The organism is Thermanaeromonas sp. DSM 22490, from assembly GCF_056378755.1.
In genome coordinates this window covers 73,517-93,783 of the sequence record NZ_JBJHHE010000005.1, presented here as the reverse complement: position 1 = coordinate 93,783, position 20,267 = coordinate 73,517, and the positions used below count along the sequence as shown (strand labels likewise).

The 20,267-nt window shown below is 53.0% G+C and carries 17 protein-coding genes; all 17 read right to left on the bottom strand.

Going from position 1 to position 20,267, the window contains the following annotated elements; translation table 11 throughout:
- Positions 1-7: 7 nt before the first annotated feature.
- The 17 genes from AC1BI1_RS05335 to AC1BI1_RS05255 all read right to left on the bottom strand — a co-directional run bounded on the left by AC1BI1_RS05335 (position 8) and on the right by AC1BI1_RS05255 (position 20,244).
- Complete coding sequence (locus tag AC1BI1_RS05335) at positions 8-481, bottom strand: acyltransferase (protein ID WP_476716249.1); 474 nt, start codon at positions 479-481, stop codon at positions 8-10.
- Positions 450-1,379: a DNA-binding protein WhiA gene (gene whiA / locus AC1BI1_RS05330; protein ID WP_476716248.1), complete on the bottom strand. Its 930-nt coding sequence runs from the start codon at positions 1,377-1,379 to the stop codon at positions 450-452. Before whiA ends, AC1BI1_RS05335 begins: the two co-directional genes overlap by 32 nt.
- A gap of 17 nt (positions 1,380-1,396) precedes the next feature.
- Positions 1,397-2,752 carry a gluconeogenesis factor YvcK family protein gene (locus AC1BI1_RS05325; protein WP_476716247.1) on the bottom strand — a complete coding sequence of 452 codons (1,356 nt, stop codon included), beginning with the start codon at positions 2,750-2,752 and terminating at the stop codon, positions 1,397-1,399.
- 5 nt (positions 2,753-2,757) lie between these two features.
- Positions 2,758-3,660 carry an RNase adapter RapZ gene (rapZ, locus tag AC1BI1_RS05320; protein WP_476716246.1) on the bottom strand — a complete coding sequence of 301 codons (903 nt, stop codon included), beginning with the start codon at positions 3,658-3,660 and terminating at the stop codon, positions 2,758-2,760.
- Positions 3,657-4,466 carry a Cof-type HAD-IIB family hydrolase gene (locus AC1BI1_RS05315; RefSeq protein WP_476716245.1) on the bottom strand — a complete coding sequence of 270 codons (810 nt, stop codon included), beginning with the start codon at positions 4,464-4,466 and terminating at the stop codon, positions 3,657-3,659. The genes rapZ and AC1BI1_RS05315 overlap by 4 nt, the downstream gene beginning before the upstream one ends.
- Positions 4,467-4,556: 90 nt before the next feature.
- Positions 4,557-6,362 (bottom strand): excinuclease ABC subunit UvrC, encoded by a 1,806-nt coding sequence (gene uvrC / locus AC1BI1_RS05310; protein WP_476716244.1) that lies wholly within the window; start codon positions 6,360-6,362, stop codon positions 4,557-4,559.
- Between the two features lie 6 nt (positions 6,363-6,368).
- Positions 6,369-6,923 (bottom strand): pyruvate kinase alpha/beta domain-containing protein, encoded by a 555-nt coding sequence (locus tag AC1BI1_RS05305; protein WP_476716243.1) that lies wholly within the window; start codon positions 6,921-6,923, stop codon positions 6,369-6,371.
- Between the two features lie 398 nt (positions 6,924-7,321).
- Positions 7,322-10,177, bottom strand: a complete 2,856-nt coding sequence (gene uvrA / locus AC1BI1_RS05300) for an excinuclease ABC subunit UvrA (protein WP_476716242.1) — start codon at positions 10,175-10,177, stop codon at positions 7,322-7,324.
- Between the two features lie 31 nt (positions 10,178-10,208).
- On the bottom strand, positions 10,209-12,200 hold the full coding sequence (gene uvrB / locus AC1BI1_RS05295) for an excinuclease ABC subunit UvrB (protein ID WP_476716241.1): 1,992 nt from the start codon (positions 12,198-12,200) through the stop codon (positions 10,209-10,211).
- A gap of 61 nt (positions 12,201-12,261) precedes the next feature.
- Positions 12,262-13,491: a PDZ domain-containing protein gene (locus AC1BI1_RS05290; RefSeq protein WP_476716240.1), complete on the bottom strand. Its 1,230-nt coding sequence runs from the start codon at positions 13,489-13,491 to the stop codon at positions 12,262-12,264.
- A gap of 56 nt (positions 13,492-13,547) precedes the next feature.
- On the bottom strand, positions 13,548-14,735 hold the full coding sequence (locus AC1BI1_RS05285) for a S41 family peptidase (protein ID WP_476716239.1): 1,188 nt from the start codon (positions 14,733-14,735) through the stop codon (positions 13,548-13,550).
- Between the two features lie 68 nt (positions 14,736-14,803).
- The gene (locus AC1BI1_RS05280) at positions 14,804-15,943 is read right to left on the bottom strand and encodes a murein hydrolase activator EnvC family protein (RefSeq protein WP_476716238.1); all 1,140 of its coding nucleotides are present in this window, start codon (positions 15,941-15,943) and stop codon (positions 14,804-14,806) included.
- A gap of 42 nt (positions 15,944-15,985) precedes the next feature.
- Positions 15,986-16,873 (bottom strand): permease-like cell division protein FtsX, encoded by an 888-nt coding sequence (ftsX, locus tag AC1BI1_RS05275; RefSeq protein ID WP_476716237.1) that lies wholly within the window; start codon positions 16,871-16,873, stop codon positions 15,986-15,988.
- Positions 16,863-17,549: a cell division ATP-binding protein FtsE gene (gene ftsE, locus AC1BI1_RS05270; RefSeq protein ID WP_476716236.1), complete on the bottom strand. Its 687-nt coding sequence runs from the start codon at positions 17,547-17,549 to the stop codon at positions 16,863-16,865. Before ftsE ends, ftsX begins: the two co-directional genes overlap by 11 nt.
- 89 nt (positions 17,550-17,638) lie before the next feature.
- Entirely contained in the window at positions 17,639-18,574 is a 936-nt protein-coding gene (locus tag AC1BI1_RS05265) for a transketolase family protein (RefSeq protein ID WP_476716235.1), read from the bottom strand.
- Positions 18,567-19,442 carry a transketolase gene (locus tag AC1BI1_RS05260; RefSeq protein WP_476716234.1) on the bottom strand — a complete coding sequence of 292 codons (876 nt, stop codon included), beginning with the start codon at positions 19,440-19,442 and terminating at the stop codon, positions 18,567-18,569. The genes AC1BI1_RS05265 and AC1BI1_RS05260 overlap by 8 nt, the downstream gene beginning before the upstream one ends.
- Positions 19,399-20,244: a YitT family protein gene (locus tag AC1BI1_RS05255; protein ID WP_476716318.1), complete on the bottom strand. Its 846-nt coding sequence runs from the start codon at positions 20,242-20,244 to the stop codon at positions 19,399-19,401. The genes AC1BI1_RS05260 and AC1BI1_RS05255 overlap by 44 nt, the downstream gene beginning before the upstream one ends.
- Positions 20,245-20,267: the final 23 nt, after the last annotated feature.

The window sequence follows — 20,267 nt, the reverse complement described above, 5'->3', positions numbered from 1 at the left end:
GTTGAGCTTATTTTATGGGCCGGGCGGGCACCCCAGCTACAACGGCTCCCGGTGGCACATCCCGGGTTACTACTGCTCCTGCCCCTACAATGGCGCCGTCGCCGATGCGTACACCCGGTAAGATGGTCGCATTGGCCCCTATAAGCACCCAGGAGCCGATTTCCACTCTACCTAAGCGGTACTCATGGGGCAAAAATTCGTGGCACAAAATAGTAGCATTATAACCGATAATGGTATTTTCCCCAATAATAATTAAGTCCGGCCGTAATACATCAAACATGGCCATGAGCCCCACGGAAGCGGAAGAAGCCACTTTTATCCCCACCAGACGAAGAAGGAAATTTTTTAACCACAGAAAGGGCAAATAGCGGCTTAGTTGAATGAGGCTAAAATTCCAAGCCACCCGCCACAGGGGAGCCACTTGGCGCCAGCAGGCCATGGAGTTGGTGCTATTTACCGGATATATTTGTAGCCGGCGCATCCGATCTCTCCTTACCCTTAAGATCTATAGCCATGGCTTCCAGTCGTCGCAGACGATGGTTAATACCGGACTTACCCACCCGGGGGGTGAGCATTTCCCCCAGCTCTTTAAGGGTAGCCTCCGGATAGCGCAGTCTCAGCTCCGCCACTTCGCGCAAGGCCGGTGGGAGACTAGCCAGACCTATCTTCTCTGCTAAAAAGCGGATATTCTCCACCTGCCGCAGTCCAGCCTCAATGGCTTTGGCTAAATTAGCTGTTTCGCAATTTACCAGGCGATTGACGTGGTTGCGCATATTTTTATAAACCAGGACGTTCTCGTACTCCAATACAGCAGCATGCGCGCCCATAAGGCTTAAAATCCGTACAATCTGCTCGCTGTCTTTAAAATATAGCACCAGTCCTCGGTTTCGCCGGTTTATACCGGGTCTGAGCTCCAGCTCCTTTAGTAAACCCTTGAGAAAGCGCAAGTCGCGGGTATTAATTACTAGTTCCAAGTGGTGAGCTACTTCCGGATTGACCAAGGAACCGGCCGCTAAAAAGGCGCCGCGCAAATAAGCCGGGCGGCAACAGGGGTGCAACGACCGTTCCTTGGCTTGCAAAATTTCCTTATCTTCTCCTTTTAGGCTTACTAGATGATAAATATGAGGTTTGCGCCAGCTCTTTTGCTTCTCAGTTTCCACCCTAACTTTCAAGCCCGCCTCTTTGGCCAGAGAATAAGCCTTGCGCATCAGGGCTGCACTTTCCGTGCTTAAGAAAACTGCCTTTCCAGAAAAAGCAGCATCCCTAGCGGAGCGCGAAAAATGCCACAGGGCAGCTAATTCCGCCAGCCGGCAACACTTCTGCCTGGCCTGGACCCGGGACAGCTCTTCTTTAACCCGGGCGGAAAATGAGAGTTGCATTTTCCCTCACCTCTAGCTCAACCTGACCTGGCAGGCTGGGAAGGGCCTCCCAGCTTCTCCCGCAGGAAAAAGTGAAATTTGGCAGGTGCCCTCCAGGCGCGGCGCCTATAGATTTCTTCCATAATCACCTTCGCCAGGCGGTCAGGATGGTGCCGCACCACGTGGGTTTCGTCGATCAGCCATGCCCTCCTTAATTCTACCCCCAACCTGGAGATGGCAGCCACATCTACTATTACCGGGTGAGACCCCTTCTCTCTATAACGCCGCCGGGCTGCCCAGGAAACAGGACCGCTGTGAGCAATGACACAGTCGATGATACCGTGACCACAATGGGCCTGAATGGCTCGTATATGGTCAGCCACGGTATAACCTTCCGTTTCTCCCGGCTGCGTCATAACATTGCTTATGTAAAACACAGGGGCTTTGGTCCGCCTTAAGGCATCTGCCAGACCTCGCACTAACAAATTGGGCAGAACACTGGTATAGAGGCTGCCGGGCCCGATGACTATAGCATCCGCCTGGGCAATAGCTTCCAGAGCAGCCTCAGGAGGACGGCAATCTGCCGGCTGCAAAAAAACCCTTTTAATGCGCTGGCCCGGCGAGGGGATACAGCTTTCCCCCCAGACGATGGTCCCATCCTCCTTCTCGGCCCCCAGGGTTACCCGGCTTAAGGTGGAGGGAAGGACCCGGCCGCCTACGGCCAGGACCCGGCCCAGCTCGCTTATGGCCTTAACAAAATCTCCCGCTATGTCCGTCATAGCTGCCAGAAGCAAATTCCCCAGGCTGTGACCTGCTAACCCTTCGCCTTTGCGAAAGCGGTAATTAAAAAGCTCTTCCATTAAAACTTCCGTATCGGCCAGGGCCACGAGGCAATTGCGTATGTCTCCAGGAGGAAGCATATCTAGCTCCGCCCTCAGCCGTCCTGAGCTCCCTCCGTCATCCGCCACTGTAACTATAGCCGTGAGATTGCGCGTATAATTTTTCAAACCCCGCAGCAGTACCCCCAGCCCCGTCCCCCCACCGATGGCCACTATCTTAGGCCCATTTTCCAGGAGGCGTCGCCGGTAAAACACCTCCCAGGGACTCTTTTCCGTCGGCCAGAGGACATGTAAAACAGAGCTGGTGAGCTGTTCTATGCCTATAACCATAATCACTAATCCGACAACTGCCACCAGCATACCGCTTATCAGAGGTGGTCCCCAAAACCCCAAAGTATGCTCTATCAGCCACCAAACAATGCGCTCAGCCGAAGCTAGAAGGGTGACACCCAAGGTTACGGTCAACCCGGAGACCAGTAAAAAAAGGCCCAGAGCAGCCAGTAACAACCAGCGCTTTACTTTTAGACCCGGGTATAACCATTTGAGGCTTTTCAAGGGCCTCACCTCCTGCGGTGGCCAGATAAATAGTGCATTACATCCCTGTGTTTAACTATTACCTTCAGGCTTTCAGACTGTAAGAGCTCGCCAATTTTATTCGCCAGGGTTACCGACCGGTGCTGCCCGCCGGTACACCCGATGGCGATAACCAGGTGGGATTTCCCCTCCTTCAGGTAGTGAGGAATAAGAAAACGCAATAAATCCATGAACTTAGAAATAAATTCGCAGGTGACCGGGGAGTCCAGGACGAAATCCGCTACGCAACGGTCATGGCCTGTAAAAGGCCGTAAATCTGGTACGTAATAGGGGTTGGGCAAAAAACGCACATCTATTACCAGGTCAGCATCCAGAGGTATACCGTATTTATATCCAAAGGAAACCACTGTAACAGTTAGTTGCTGCCGTTCGCCACCAAAAAGTTCAACTATTTGTTCCTTTAGCTGCCGGGGTGTCAGCTCCGAGGTATCAATAATCTTGCTGGCCCTTCCTTTAAGCTCCTCCAAACGGCGGCGCTCTTCTAAAATCCCTTCCAGGATGCTCTCGCCCGCCAGGGGATGGCGCCGCCGGGTCTCCTTGTATCGTCGCACCAGGATTTCATCCGAAGCTTCTAAAAACAATATTTCGTATGAGAAACCCTGTTTATCGAGATAGCTTAAGGCCTCCTCCAGACCCTCAAAAAAAGCGCCGCCCCTGATATCCATAACCAGGGCTACTTTTTTGCCTTCCCCCGTATTAGGTGCCTGTTTAGTTAAAAGTTCCACCAGTCCGGGCACCAGAGAAGGCGGTAGATTGTCGATGCAAAAAAACCCCAGGTCCTCTAAAGAACGAATGGCCTGGGTCTTGCCCGCTCCCGACAAACCTGTAACAATGACCAGACGGAGGTCCTGTTCTTTGTGGCCACTCATAATTCTCTCTCCAAGATAAACTTAACCAGGGCCTCGGCCACACCGCCCTCGTCGTTAGTACCGGTGACATAGTGGGCCCACGCCTGGACAGCAGGCGGCGCGTTACCCATGGCTATGGCTAGACCGGCAAAACGGAACATATCAAGATCATTAAAGCTATCCCCTATAACCATGATCTCTGCCGGCTTTATTTCCAGAGCTTGGGCTAAAATGGCCAATCCCCTGGCCTTGCTGGCTTCCCGATTTATAATTTCCAAATAATGAGGAAAAGAGCGGGTTATATAAACCCTATCCCCTAATTCCTCTCGCACCTCCTCCTCCAGATAATCCAGTTCCCGGCCATGATAGACGGCTACAAATTTAATGGGCTCCGACTTAAGAAAGGTAAGGATATCGTCCACCTTGTGCAGTGGAACCCTGGCCTGGCTAGCATAAGCTTCATTTTCTGGCCGGACATCTTCTACATACAGTTCATCGTTTAGATAAATATTAAAGGGCAAGCCATAAGCCCGAGCCTTCTGCACCAAGATTCTCACTATATCCAAAGACAAAAGCCGCTGCCAGATAACCTCCCCGGAATCCGGGTCCTTAATTAAAGCGCCATGGTAGACAATCAGAGGAAGGTGGAGGTTTAGCTCACGGGCAAAGGGAAGAGCTGAACGAAACATGCGACCAGTGGCCAGGGTAACACCCACCCCTTTTTCCTGCACCCGGCGAATCACCTCTTTGGCGCGAGGCTCGAGATTAGAATGGCTATCCAGTAAAGTGCCGTCCAGATCCAAGGCAATTAAGCGAATTTCAGACAATATGGTTTCTCCTTCCCTTGCTAAAAGCGTGTCCCCATCTTGAGTAATTAGCTCGGCTTAGGCCCCTATAAGGCCCTGCCAGGGACCTCTTTAATTAAGAAATTCTTTAATCTTTAAGGCTACTGCCCTGTTCATACCTTCCACCCTGGAGAGCTCTTCCAGGCTAGCCCGCCGAATATTCTCTACGGAACCAAAATGCCGAAGCAACGCCCGCTTGCGTTTGGGCCCCACACCCGGGATCTCATCCAGGACAGAACCAAAAGCCCCTTTTTCCCGCCGCTGGCGGTGATAGGTGATGGCAAAACGGTGGGCTTCATCCCTTAAGCGCTGTAACAGGTGTAGGGCGGCGCTATCCCGCGGCAACTCAAGGGGACTGGCCTCTCCCTCGCGGTAAAGGAATTCCTCTCCTTTAGCCAGGCTAAAAGTAGGAATATCAGCAACTCCCAGGCGGCGCATAACCTCCCGGACTGCGCTCAGCTGTCCTCTGCCGCCGTCGATTAAGATAAAATCCGGCCGTACAGAAAATTTAGGATCCCCTCCCCCCAAACGTTTAAAACGCCGCTCCAGGACTTCTTGTAAAGAAGCAAAATCATTAGGCCCCTTAACATTTTTAATGCGGAAGCGGCGGTAGGCGGCCGGCTGGGGCTGCCCCCTTTCAAAGACTACCATGGACCCTACCACTTCGCTGCCCTGCAGGTTGGAAATATCAAAGGCTTCCATCCTCTCAGGCAATCCGGGCAAACCCAGATATCTTTTTAGCTCCTCCAGGGCTAATTGAGCACTCGTTTCCTGCCTTTCCCGCGCCAGCAAGTACTCCCGCAGGACGTTAAGGGCATTTTCATAAACCATGGCCAAAAGCTTGAGCTTTTCCCCCCGCCGGGGCACCTTTATACTCACCTTACGGCCCCGCAGGCGGAACAGCCAGGCTTCTATAGTGTCTTTATCTTCTATGGGATCGTGCAGGAGAATCTCAGGCGGGATCTCTACTCCCCGGCTGTAATATTGCTTTACCAGGGCGGCCATGACTTCCTCAGTTTTTAAGCCAGCCTGGCCTTCCAGGAAGAAGTGCTCCCGGCCGATTACCTTACCCTGCCGGACAAAGAAGACCATCCCCACGGCTTCGTCTTGCTCTCGGGCCAGGGCGATGGCATCGCGATCCCCCAGATCGGGGCTTACCACCTTCTGCTGCTCCAGTACCTCTTGTATAGCCTTCAGCCGGTCTCGCAGCCGGGCAGCCCTTTCAAATTCCAGCTTTCCCGCTGCCTCTTCCATCTCAAGCCGCAACGCCCGCACTACATCCTCTTGTTTTCCTTCTAAGAAAAGAATCAAGCTAGTCACCGCCTGCCTGTATTCTGCAGGGCTAACCTGGCCAGTACAGGGGGCCAGGCACCGTCCGATATGGGCGTTGAGGCACGGCCGGCTTTGAGGCTTTAAAGGTGTATCGCGACAGGTACGGATCGGGAAAAGAGTGCTCAAAAGCTTGAGAGTTTCTTTTAAAGCTCCCGCCCGGGTGTAAGGGCCAAAGTAACGGGAGCCGTCTCGTATTATCCGCCGGGTTACCTGGAGGCGAGGAAATTCCTCCTGCACCGTAATTTTGAGATAGGGATAACTTTTGTCGTCCTTGAGGTTGACATTGTAACGGGGCCGATGCTCTTTAATTAAATTGCATTCCAGAATCAGGGCTTCTACTTCATTATCCGTAAGGATATATTCCAAATCGGCGATCTGGCGCACCATGGCCTCTACCCGCGGCGGGTGCTGGCCATGAAAATAAGAACGCACCCTATTTTTAAGGGAAGCTGCTTTACCGACGTAAATAATTTTACCCTCGGCATCCCGCATGAGATACACGCCCGGATGGTCCGGCAGCCGCGCCAGCTTCTCCTCCAGTTTCATAGCCCCTCAAAACTCCCGTGGTTTGCAGATGATTTCTTTGACCTTGGTTGCAAAAAAGTCTTGGGAATGGGCCGGCCGTAATACCAAAGCTGTATCGAGGCCCTCGCTAGTACCCCCTAAGGCAACCACATCTACCCCGTAAGGTATGAGACCAGCATCCAGAGCCATACCAGCCACCTCCACCGCTACTTTAACCCCCTGACCCAAAAGCCGCAAAGTATTGGCTATGATCTCCGAGGGGTACAACCCCTGAAACTTCAGGCGCAGGGCCCGGTCCAGGCCGGCCATAAGATGGGTGGTGGTCAGCACCTTGATACCACCCTCCTCCAGGCGGCGCCGCACTTCCTGAGGCATTTCCATCTCCCCTGGCTGGCTAAAGCCCGCCTGGTGAGTAACGCATACCCTCTCCAGGTCTGGATAATCCAGGAGCATCTCAGCCGAATATCCCGTGGCTGAGGCAACCACCAAGTGCTTTAGCCCCAGCTCACGGGCCCTTTTTACGGCCAGCCCAATGGTAGCAGCCGTATGGGCTTTACCCGCGCTGTCCCAGTAAGTGGTCATAGGACTGAGGCCTCCTCCGTTGATACTCCTTATAGGTTAAGTTTTATATTACCATATATACCATGGGACCATTATAGCAGAGAAGAAAAGTGCGGGCAATAAAGGCAGGCTCTGGCGTCCCCCCAGTTTTACTTCTAAGCCTGCTTGGCTTCCGCTCGCAAAGGCCTCCCTCGCGGGCCAAACTAACGTTCGGCCTAAAAGCTTAAGGCGGACTTCCCGGCAGAATTTAAGCATCCTGCCTCAGTTGCCGGCCTTAGGCCTCTTAAGGCCTCGGGCGGCTTGTGCTTTCGGCCGAAGCTCAAGTTTGGCTAGCCGCGAAGGCTTGCTCGCTCGCTTTCAAGCCAAAGCAGGCTTCCCCAGCAAAAACTGGGGATAACTCAGAGGCAGGCTCTGGCGGCCTAACCGGCATAACGCACCTCCGCCTTTGCAGCTCGGTCCCTTTCCAACACTGGCTTCAGATACTGGCCGGTGTAGGAAGCAGCCACCTGGCAAACTTCCTCCGGCGTTCCGGTAGCCACCACCTGGCCGCCGCGGTCCCCCCCTTCCGGCCCCAGGTCAATAATATAATCGGCCGACTTAATCACATCCAGGTTATGCTCTATAACCACTACCGTGTTGCCGACATCCACCAGCCGGTGTAACACGTCCAGCAGGCGGTGGACATCGGCCATATGCAGCCCCGTGGTGGGCTCGTCCAAGATATACATGGTACGCCCGTTGCTCCGGCGGGCCAGTTCCGTAGCCAGCTTAACCCGCTGGGCCTCGCCGCCCGAAAGGGTGGTGGCCGGCTGGCCCAGTTTAATGTACCCCAGCCCTACATCCTGGAGGGTGACCAGGCGCCTGTGCAGCCTGGGAATGGCAGAAAAGAACTCCACAGCCTCATCCACAGTCATATCCAGGACATCGGCAATGGACTTGCCTTTGTACTTGACCTCCAGGGTTTCCCGGTTATAGCGTTTTCCTTTGCATACTTCACAGGGAACGTAAACATCCGGTAAGAAATGCATCTCAATCTTAATGATGCCATCGCCGCTACAGGCTTCGCAGCGCCCTCCCTTAACGTTAAAGCTGAAACGTCCCGGCTTATACCCCCTCGCCCGGGCCTCCGGCGTAGCAGCAAATAAACTGCGGATGTCGTCCATGGCCCCGGTATAGGTCGCCGGGTTGGAACGGGGCGTGCGGCCAATGGGGGACTGGTCTACTGCAATAACCTTATCCAAGTGCTCTATCCCTCTTAGCTCCCGGAAGCGGCCGGGTGTCGTCCGCGCTCCATTCAGCTTCTGGGCCAGGGCCGCGTAAAGAATTTCATTGACCAGGGTGCTCTTGCCCGAACCGGAAACCCCGGTAACGCAAATAAACGTCCCCAAGGGGAAGCGGACATCTATATCTTTAAGGTTATGCTCGCTGGCCCCTAAAATTTCCAACCACTTATCGGTGGGTTTTCTCCTGGCAGCCGGCACCGGTATGCGCCGTCGCCCGCTTAAATACTGCCCCGTCAGAGACTGGGGGCAGGCCATAATTTCGGACACCGGCCCGGCCACCACCACCTGTCCACCCTGGGCTCCAGCGCCGGGGCCAATATCGATAATGTAGTCGGCCTCGCGTATAGTTTCCTCGTCATGTTCCACCACAATAACCGTGTTCCCTAGATCCCGCAGGTGCTTCAAGGTAGCTATAAGGCGGGCATTATCCCGCTGGTGTAAACCTATGCTGGGCTCGTCCAGAATATAAAGAACACCCACCAACTGGGAGCCGATCTGGGTGGCCAGGCGGATGCGCTGGGCTTCACCGCCCGACAGAGTAGACGCCGGCCGGTCCAAGGTCAGGTAATCAAGACCCACATCTATCAAAAACTGTAAGCGGGCCCGGATCTCCTTTAAGATCTGGCGGGCAATAATGTGCTCCCGCTCTGTCAATTCCAGCTTGGTAAAAAATTCCTGGGCCTCGGCCACCGAAAGATTGGTTACCTGATAGATATTCTTCCCCCCCACCTTGACCGCCAAGGCCTCAGGCCTAAGCCGGGTCCCCTGGCAGACCGGGCAGGGTTTTTTGCTCATAAATTCCTCAATTTCCGCCCGCGACCATTCCGACTGGGTCTCCTGGTAACGTCGCTCCAGGTTCGGTATTACCCCTTCAAAGGGCGCCTCATAGCTGCGTCGCTCGCCAAAGCGGTTAGTATAATGGAAGCGAATCCTATCCCGCCCTGTGCCGTAAAGGATGAACTGCAGGTGTTCGGGCTTTAAATCCCGCACCGGCACATCCAGGCTAAAGCCATAGCGATCAGCTAAGGCTTCCAGCATCTGCAGGTAACCATTATTCCCACGGCTCCAAGGAGCGATGGCCCCTTCCCGCAAAGTCAAATTAGGGTCGGGAATTACTAGCTCCGGGTCCACTTCCATGCTGGTACCTAAGCCTGTGCAAGCCGGACAGGCGCCGTAAGGGCTATTAAAGGAAAACAGCCGGGGCGCAATCTCCGGCAGGCTGATACCGCAATCGGGACAGGCAAACTTAGCACTAAAGAGCAGTTCTTCCTGCCCAACTACTTCCACCAGGGCCACATCATCGGCCAGCTTCAGGGCTGTCTCTAACGAATCAGCCAACCGTCTGGCAATTCCTGGCCGGATTTTAAGGCGATCCACCACCACTTCTATAGTATGTTTTTTATTTTTATCCAGCTTAATCTCCTCGGAGGTCTCCCGCAGCTCCCCATCAATGCGCACCCGGACATACCCGCTCTTGCGAATCTCTTCCAGGAGATTCTTGTATTCGCCTTTCCGGCCGCGGACTACCGGCGCCAAAATCTGCAACCTGGTATCCTCAGGATAAGTCAGCAAGCGATCCACCATCTGGGAAACCGTCTGGGGAGCAATAGGCTGGCCGCACTGGGGACAATGAGCCCGGCCTATGCGGGCAAAAAGGAGGCGCAGGTAATCATAAATCTCTGTAACAGTGCCCACTGTCGAACGGGGATTATGGCTGGCCGTCTTTTGGTCTATGGCAATAGCCGGAGAAAGGCCCTCTATATAGTCTACATCCGGCTTGTTCATCTGTCCCAAAAACTGGCGGGCATAGGCTGACAGAGATTCCACATAGCGGCGCTGGCCCTCAGCATAAATAGTATCAAAGGCCAGAGAGGATTTCCCCGACCCCGAGAGCCCCGTGATTACCACCAGTCGGTCCCGCGGGATTTCCACATCTATATTCTTTAGATTGTGGGCTCGGGCCCCTTTAACTATTATCTTCTCCTTAGACATAGCAGAGTCCTCACCACGTGCCTTATCCCTTTTAACCCGCTTGCTGCTTCAACTCCAGAATGGCATCCCGCAGCTCGGCAGCCCGTTCAAATTCCAGCCTCTTGGCCGCTTCCCGCATTTCCTTTTCTAACCGGCTGATAAGGGAGCGCAGCTCTTTACGGTTCATCTTCTTGGGGACTTTATGGAGCTGCTGCTTTACCCGGTAGCCCGCCGGCTCTTCCGCTGCCCGGGTAGCCTCTATAATATCCCGAACAGGTTTCACTACCGTCTGGGGTATTATGCCGTGCTGGCGATTATATTCCATCTGGATCTTGCGGCGCCGGTTGGTTTCGTCAATGGCCCGGCGCATGGATTCGGTAATAGTGTCGGCGTACATAATAACCTGCCCCTCGGCATTGCGGGCGGCCCGGCCGATGGTCTGGATAAGCGAACGTTCTGACCTTAAAAAGCCTTCTTTATCCGCGTCCAGGATGGCTACCAGGGATACTTCCGGAAGGTCCAGCCCTTCCCGGAGCAAATTAATGCCTACCAGAACATCAAACACTCCCAGGCGCAGGTCGCGGACGATTTCCATGCGCTCAATAGCATTGATGTCCGAATGGAGGTAGCGCACCCTGACCCCCATTTCCTGTAAATAATCGGTAAGGGCCTCCGCCATCCTCTTGGTCAAGGTGGTGACCAGTACCCGCTGGTTTTTGGCCACCCTTTTTCTAATCTCGCCCAACAGGTCGTCCATCTGTCCCGCCACCGGCCGCACTATAACTTCCGGATCCACCAGGCCGGTAGGCCGGATAATTTGCTCCACCACCTGCTGGGAATGCTCCAGCTCAAAGGGCCCTGGAGTGGCCGAAACATAAATCACCTGGTTCACCCGCGCCATAAATTCCTCAAAGGTCAAAGGGCGGTTGTCCAGGGCCGAGGGAAGGCGAAATCCGTATTCTACTAAAGTTTTTTTCCTGGAATAGTCCCCTTCATACATACCGCCGATCTGCGGAACTGCAATATGGGATTCATCTATAAAAAGCAGAAAGTCGGGCGGAAAATAGTCCAGCAAAGTGTATGGCGGCTCGCCCGGCGCCCGACCTGTAAGGTGACGGGAGTAATTTTCAATACCCTTACAGAAGCCCACTTCGCGCATCATTTCCAGGTCAAAGCGAGTGCGCTGCTCCAGGCGTTGGGCTTCCAGCAGCTTCCCCGCCTCCCTTAGCTCTTTAAGGCGTTCTTCCAGCTCAGCCTCTATACTGGCCAAGGCCCGCTCCATCTTGGCCTGTTCCACCACATAGTGGCTGGCCGGGAAAATGGCTACATGATAACGCCGTCCCAGGATTTCCCCGGTTAGGGTGTCGATTTCTAGCAAACGTTCTACTTCATCGCCAAAGAATTCAATGCGGATAGCTTTGGCATCAAAAGAGGCCGGGAATACCTCTATTACATCCCCATGCACGCGAAAAGTACCCCGCCGCAGCTCGTAGTCATTGCGGGTATACTGTATATCCACCAGCTTGCGCAAAATGGCGTCCCGGTCGTATTCCTGGCCTTCCCGCAAAGAAAGCATAAGCTTGCTGTAGTCTTCCGGAGAACCCAGGCCGTAAATACAGGAAACGCTGGCCACAATAATGACGTCTCGCCGTTCAAAGAGGGCAGCGGTGGCTGCGTGGCGCAGTTTATCTATTTCCTCGTTGATGGAGCTATCCTTTTCAATGTACGTATCCGTCTCAGGAACGTAGGCCTCCGGCTGATAATAATCGTAATAGCTTACAAAGTATTCTACCGCATTGTGGGGGAAAAACTCCTTAAACTCCCCGCAAAGCTGGGCTGCCAGGGTTTTATTGGGGGCCAACACTAGGGTGGGGCGCTGCACTGCCTGAATGACCTGGGCCATGGTATAAGTCTTGCCCGTGCCAGTAGCTCCCAATAACGTCTGATGGCGATAACCTTTTTTTAACCCCTCCACCAGAGCCGCTATGGCCTGGGGCTGGTCACCTTTGGGTTCGAAATCCGCTTTTAAGACAAAGCGATTCATGCCACCCCCCCTTTGCCTTAGTATTATACCACAAAAACAAGTGGCGGCAACCTTAAGAGGATTAACCCTTAGGCCGCCGCCACCAGCGTAAAAGCCAGCTGCGGGTGAAAAGCTCTACCTGAGGTTTATCACCGGGTTCCGGTACCAGGATAGTGCCCAAAGGTTCTTCCGGACCCTTATAAGTACTGGCCACCTGTTCTCCCCTGTTCGGCCGGTAAAAACGTACCCCCACCTTTCCCTCCCCGGTACCCAAGGCCAAGGCTAAAGTTTCCCGACCCCGCACCAGGATTCCGTTTACTTCTAAAATAATGTCGCCGCTTTTAAGTCCTAGTCTCTCCGCAGCGCTGTTCCGGAGAACATCTAGAACTTTGGCCCCCAAGTCCGTCGGCACGTATAGGGGTTGCCCTCCTTTTTCCAACCGCCGCCCTAGCCATATGGTATACTCGTGGCCTAAAGGCCCGAAAAGGGCTGCTACCCAGGTCACCGGCCGGATATAGGAGGCTATAATAGCTAAGAACAACAAGACCAGGCTATAGAGGGCTAAGTTGCGGGCTGAGACTTTACTCTTTTGTTCGGGTGAGGAGGTAATGGCTAGGTCGCCGTAACCCAGTCCTGCTAACACCGGCAACACCACAAAGAGGGCCTGTTCCGGTTGCGGCATAGCTACCGGCCGGATTAAAGGCCACCAGTCGGGCATAGGGACCGCCGTTCCCGGGGAAAGCCAGGGGGGTAACGAAACCAGGGCCAGAGCAGCAATGGGGATGGGCCAAAATTTCTGCATATTAAAGGCTCCCACCACCTGTCCCCGATGCTCGGTATAGACGGGAATAGCTCCTAAATGGCCGCTTATGCGAATAAGTACGGCTTCTACCATGTGCAACACGGCCACCAGGCCCATCAGGTGAGGTACATCCACTTGCGGCCAACCCCAGAGCAAGTTAGCCAAGGAAAGGATACCCCCGGCATAAGAAAAGCATAGGAAACGGGGACTAATAAGCATTAGCAGGAGGGCCAGGGCCCATAAATAGTTTATACCAACACTGCTCAGAGAAACTCCGACCAAAACCATAACAAAGCTGCCCCCCAGGCCCCCCAGCACCCCGTGGAAGGTGGCCATCAAGGTATGCTGCCAGACCGGCTCCCCCCGCACCCCAAAAAGTTCTTCTTTGAAGCGGGCCAGGCGCCGGTACTGGTAGCCCACCAAGAGGACCAGTAGCCAAAAAAGGGGGCTCAAGATCAAAGTTAGCTGAGCCTGAAGGATAAAGGGGATAATCTGCTTTAAAGGTATCAACTCTTCATCCTGCTCCCTATCAATAATACCTTTATTTTATGGTTTATTATTCAGCTTTAAGCTGCTTGCTTTCTGGAAATTTGTTGTTGTAAAATTTCCAGCGCTTTTTTAAGCTGGGTGTCACGTTCCACATCTGGTGAGTGAGCCAAAACTTCCTGTTCCACCTGAGGGTTGAGTTTGACCTGATAATCGGGTGTAATTCCCGATTTATCGATATCTTTTTTAGCAGGTGTCAGATATTTGTGGGTGGTCAGCTTAACCGCCGCCCCTCCCCTTAAGGGGAAGATGGTCTGTACTACTCCTTTGCCGAAGGTAGTCTCCCCTACCAAAACACCGGAACCTGTATCTTGAATAGCACCGGCTACTATTTCGGCTGCGCTGGCGCTCCCCTTGTTTACCAAGACTACCAAGGGAATCTTGATATTCTTACCGCTGGCCTGGAGGGCCTCTGTTTTCTTCTGGTCTACAATGTAGACCACCGGCCCTTTGGGTACAAAATAAGAAGCAACTTCTACTGCCGCCTGGAGGGACCCTCCGGGGTTATTGCGCAGATCTAACACCAAACTCTTTAATCCCTGCTGGCGCATCTCTTCCAGCAAGCGGCCCAAATCCCGCCCTGTTTGCTCATTAAACATGCTGAGGCTAATATAGCCAATCCCCGGGTATCCAGCCAGCATCTGACCATCCACTGTAGGAATTTTAATAGTTTCCCGCTCCAGGGTAAACCGTCGGGGTTCCGTTTCTCCAGGTCTTAAAACTGTTAATTCTACCCTGGTACCCGGTTCACCCTGCATCAGGCTGGCTGCCGTTTCCAGATCCATACCGGCCGTATCCCGATTATCAATGGCCAGGATATAATCTCCGCTTTTAATGCCGGCCTTCTGAGCCGGAGTTCCTTTAAAGGGAGATACTACTACCGGGCGCTTCTCCTTTTCCTCGAGGGTAATAAGAAGCCCGACTCCCCCATAACTTCCCTGCACCTGTTCTTCCAAACGCCGGTATACGTTGGGAGGCAAAAAAGAAGAATAAGGGTCATCAAGGGCTTCCACCATACCCTTGATGGCCCCCTCCAGCAACTTATCTACTGGCACGGGGTTTAAGGCTTGAAAGCGAATAAGGGTGTAAACTCTAAGGGCTTGCTCTATTCTGTGGTAATGAAAGACAACCGCTGCTCCCAAACCCACAGTTACCAGCACACAAAAAATTAGGAAGCCGTAAGCAATTTTAAGCCAACTTCTTCCCAAACTTGCCACCGCCTGCCTTTATAGCATTGCTTATATTTATGGTCCATTATATGTAAGGACTCTCGGGTTTAGTAATACTGTAAAGGATTAGTGGGCTCACCGCCCAATAATATTTCAAAATGCAGATGAGGTCCAGTGCTCCAGCCGGTGGAACCTACCCGGCCAATTACCTGCCCCCTTTTCACCTCCTGGCCTTCCCTTACCAGGATACCAGAAAGGTGGGCATACATGGAAGACAAGCCGCCTCCGTGATCAATTACAATATGGTTACCGTAACCCCCCAAATAGCCGGTAGAGATAACCTGACCGTCTTCAATAGCTATCACCTCGACTCCCGAAGGTGCCGGTATATCAACGCCAGAATGGAAGCGCTGGGTTCTTAAAAGGGGATGAATTCGCCAGCCAAAGGGAGAAGAAATACTCGTATATCCTGGTAGGGGCCACAGCAACTGGCTTGTTCCCCGCGGGCCTAATTGTCGCCTGTTTTGGGCTTGGATGGCACGGATTTTGGCGGCAATCTGGCGGGAGAGCGCTTCCAGTTCATCCAAAGCCTGGGCTACGCGCTTTTTCTCCTCCTCTATCCGGGCCAACAGCTGTCTTTTTTCTGCCTGGCGGGAAGCCAGCACCGCCCGCTCACCATCGGCCTGACGTTTTAATTTGGCTAAGCGATCGCGTTCCGCTTCCAGGGCTGCTTTCTGAGCAGCAATTCTATCCCGTTCTGCTTTGATTTCGGCCACCAAACGCATATCATTTTCGGCGATTTTGCCTAAAAGTTCCAAGCGCACCAGGAAATCACTGAAGCTGGTAGATTGCAACAATACTTCCAGGTAAGAGACCTGGCCCTTTTCATAAATCTCCTTTAAGCGGTGGCGGAAAATGTTTATGCGCTTTTCCTGTACCGCTTCTGCTTGTGCCAACTCGGCAGCAGCTTCGGCTACCCGGGCCTGGGCCGCTTGGAGCTCGTTATCCAGCCTTCTAATCTCCTGCTCTTTAGCTCTTATCTCTTCCTCCAGCTTCTCCAGCTGCTCTAAAAGCTCCTGCCCCTCACTTTCTTTGCTTTGAAGAAGGGCATTTTGTTCCTTAATCCTGTCCTGGAGCTCTTGTTGCTGGCGCTGTAGATCGTCTAGGGTGGAGCCGTTGGTGGTAGCAGGGAACAAGCTTAAGATAAAGAGCAGAGCTATCAGGCCTGCTGCTATACGAAAATGCAAGAACATACCCTCCCCCTCACTAAAAAGTAGCCAATTCTTGGGCTATACTTTTAAAAACCGGTGGACGGCCAGAAGACTACCCATGGCGCCCACTAGAGCTCCGCCCCCCACCAAGCCCACAGCGCTGTACCACAAAATAAGTTCATCTTTAAGGAAGGGAACAAAGACCAAATTCAAGCTAATTTTCTGGATTAGCAAAGAATATCCCCACACTAGAGCTCCTGCTGCCAAACCGCCTCCCAAAAAGCCTAAAAAGAAACCTTCTAATAAAAAGGGCCCACGAATAAACCAATCTGTAGCTCCGACATATTTCATGATGTTAATTTCCCGGCGCCTGGAGTAAACTGCAAGGCGAATGGTGATCATCAATAACAGCAAAGAACCCAGGCCCAGTAAACCCACTATACCGATTCCCAGATAGCGAACCCACCGGACCACCGCCAATAATTTTTCTACCACCGCTTGTCCATAATTAACCTTTTCTACCCCCGGCAGATTTTCAATAGCCCGGGCTACGTCAGCTATATAGGCCGGATCTTGAACTTTGATCCGGAAATAATCGGGCAACGGATTTACTCCACCAGTAGCTTGCAAGAGCTCTTCTTCACTGCCGAACTGCTGGGCCAAGGCTTTTAAGCCTTCCTCCTTGGTTACCAACACCACTTCCGTAACGCCGGGCAAAATTTTGAGGGACTGCTGCAAAGTTTGCACCTGAGAGCGGGGCGTATCTACCCGGAGGAAGGCAGCAATTTCCACGCTGGACTGCAAGGTATGGGCTATAAAGTTAATATTTAATACTAGCAGGACAAAGGTGCCGAGGATGAATAAGGTCACTGCTACACTAGTTGCCGCCGCCAGACTCATCCAGGCATTGCGCCACAGGGAAAGGCCAGCTTGCCGAAAGAAATACCATATAGTTCTAAGCTTCATAGCCGTATACTCCTTCCCTGTCGTCGCGCACCAGACAACCCTTATTCAGAGCGATAACCCGCTTTTTCATGCTGTTTACAATATCCCAAGCATGGGTAGCCATGATAACAGTAGTACCCAGACGATTAATCTCCAAAAGCAAAGCCATGATTTCCCGGGAAGTAGCCGGATCTAAATTGCCTGTAGGCTCATCGGCCACCAGGATACGCGGTTTATTGACGATAGCCCGCGCAATGGCCGTTCTCTGCTGTTCCCCTCCGGAAAGCTGGTGAGGAAAGAGATGAGCCCTTTGTAGTAGCCCTACTTGGGCCAAGACCTGTTCTACTCTGGCCTTTATCTCCCTAGGGGGCACTTCCAGCACCTGCAGGGCAAAGGCTACATTCTCATAAACAGTACGATCCGGAAGTAAGCGAAAATCTTGGAAAACAACGCCTATATTGCGGCGCAGGAGAGGAACTTCCCGCGGACGCAAACGGGTTATATTACGGCCAGCCACAAAAATTTGGCCTTTGGTGGGTAACTCTTCCCGGAAGAGGAGGCGAATAAAGGTAGTTTTTCCTGCCCCACTCGGTCCAACCAGAAAAACAAACTCACCTTTGTCTATTTTTACATTAATATCTTTTAGGGCATAAATGTTTTGGTTGTATACCTTGGTAACGTTAAAAAACTGGATCAACCCTCATTCTACCTCCAAAAGCCAAAGCAAAAAGAAACAACCCCGTAGGGTTGTTTTCGACATTGTAAGCAAAATTCCTCTTTATAGCTCTATTTTTGTACCAGCACTTCTTTTACAGCTTTTTCCAAGTCTGCCACTGTTAACCCATATTTCGCCAAAAGCTCCTCTGGGCTGCCTGACTCCCCAAAGGTATCGCGCAGGCCCACCCGTTTTAGGGGTATAGGGAATGCCTCTGATAGAATTTCAGCCACTGCGCTGCCTAAACCCCCGATAATACTGTGTTCTTCGGCTGTAACAATGGCCCTGCTTTCCCTGGCGGCAGCCAAGACTGTCTCCTCGTCCAGGGGCTTGATAGTGCTCATATTTACCACCCCTACGGACAAACCTACAGCCTCTAAATTCCTGGCGGCTTCAAGGGCTAAGGCTACCATATACCCGCAGGCAATAATGGTGACATCCCTGCCATGCTTAAACCAGTGCGCCTTCCCCAGCTCAAACTGATAATCATCACCATAAAGTACCGGAACATTCATCCGGCCCAGGCGTATATATACGGGACCTTCATGGGCGGCAGCAGCAAACACTGCCTGGCGGGTCTCCGTAGCATCAGCAGGAACAATTACGGTCATATTAGGTAACGCCCGCATCAGAGCAATATCCTCCACTGACTGGTGGGAGGCCCCGTCCTCGCCTACGGTTATGCCGGCATGGCTGGCGGCAATCTTCACGTTAAGCTTGGGGTAAGCAATGGAATTGCGCACCTGGTCAAAGGCCCGGCCGGTAGCAAAAACGGCAAAAGTGCTGGCAAAGGGAATCTTGTCGCAAAGAGCCAACCCGGCGGCTGTCCCCATCAGACTTTGCTCGGCAATGCCCATATTAAAAAAGCGGTGGGGAAACTCTTGTGCAAAGTATTCGGTTTTGGTGGATTTGGAAAGGTCGGCATCCAGGACCACTACCCGGTCATTCTGGCGACCCAGCTCCACCAGCGCCCGTCCATAAGCCTCCCTGGTAGCAACTTTATTCATGACGCTCCTCCCCTTCCAGCTCTGCCAAGGCTCGCTCCACTTCTGCCGGCTTGGGAGCTACACCGTGCCAGCTAACCTGGTTCTCCATGAAGGATACCCCTTTACCCTTTACCGTTTCCGCCACAATAGCTGTGGGCCTACCCTTAACTTTTTTGGCGTGCTCCACCGCCTGAATTATTTGGAGAAAATCGTGACCGTCAATGGACAAAACCTCCCAGCCGAAGGCGCGGAACTTATCAGCTATGAGCTCCGGCGACATGACCTCGGTTATCGGGCCGTCGATCTGGAGGCGATTGTGGTCGATAAAGGCCGTAACCTGATCTAGTTTGTAATGGGCGGTGGCCATGGCCGCCTCCCAGACCATACCCTCTTCCAGTTCCCCATCTCCCAACAAAACATAAACCCGGTAGGAGCGGCCGTCTAAACGGCCGGCCAAGGCCATTCCGTTGGCTACTGCCAACCCCTGCCCTAGGGAACCGGTGGACATCTCTACCCCCGGCAGAGCCTTCCGGTCGGGATGCCCCTGCAAGCGGCTGCCTAGCTTTCTTAGGGTTAAAAGTTCCTCCCGGGGAAAATACCCCCTGTGGGCCAGAGCTGCGTAAAGCAGGGGGGCAGCGTGGCCCTTAGAAAGGATGAAACGGTCCCGGTCAGGCCAGTTAGGATTTTGAGGTTCCAGGCGCATCAAATGAAAATACAAGGCGGTAACGATCTCCACTCCCGAAAGGGAACCGCCTGGATGGCCGGAGCCGGCAGCCCCTATCATCCTTATTATGTCCTGACGAATAAGGCGCGCCTTTCCCTTTAAATGTTCTAATAACTCCAATTTAAGTTTCCCTCCATTCGCGAAAGCCCTCACCCAAAACTTCATGGACATTACTAACTATGACAAAAGCCCGCGGGTCAATACTGGCCACCAAATTTTTCAGCCTGGATACCTCAGAGCGTTGAACTACCACCAGAAGTAACTCCCGCTCCCGGTTGGTATAAAGGCCGCGACCCTGGATTCCGGTAGCCCCGCGATCCAGTTCGGTTAAGATGCGCTGGGCGATCTCTTCACTATGGTCGGAAATGATGAGCGCTGCCTTGGCAAAGCCACCTCCTTCCTGAACTGTATCGATGGCCCGGCTGGTAAGAAAAAGGGCCAACAAAGCATAAAGGGCCATCTCCATATTAAAAACTATCCCTGCCAGGGTGATAACCAGGGCATCAACGACAAGGAGGCCTACTCCGGCACTGATAGGAAGGAACCGCCCGAAAAGGAGGGCTGCCAGGTCCGTACCTCCGGTGCTGCCGCCAAAGCGAAAGACAACACCCAGCCCTACTCCCGTCAGAATGCCGCCGTAGATGGAGGCTAAAAGAGGATCAAAAGTGGGAGGGCGCAGCACCAGGCTTAAAACATCGGTGAAAAGGGAAAGAACCAGGGTTCCATAAAGGCTTTTTAAGCCAAACTGAAAACCTAAAAACTTAAGTCCCGCTATAAAGAGGGGGATGTTTAAGACCAACATAGTTAGGCCTACCGGCACTCCTAAAACATAATGGAGCACTGTCGCCAGGCCGCTCACTCCGCCGGCAGCTATTTTGTTGGGCACCAAAAAAAGGACGAGGCCCAACCCCGTCAAACCGCAACCAGCCGTTATACCCAGATAGGAACGCATTTCTTGTTTTAGCATTTTCGACACCTTTGCCGAGACTC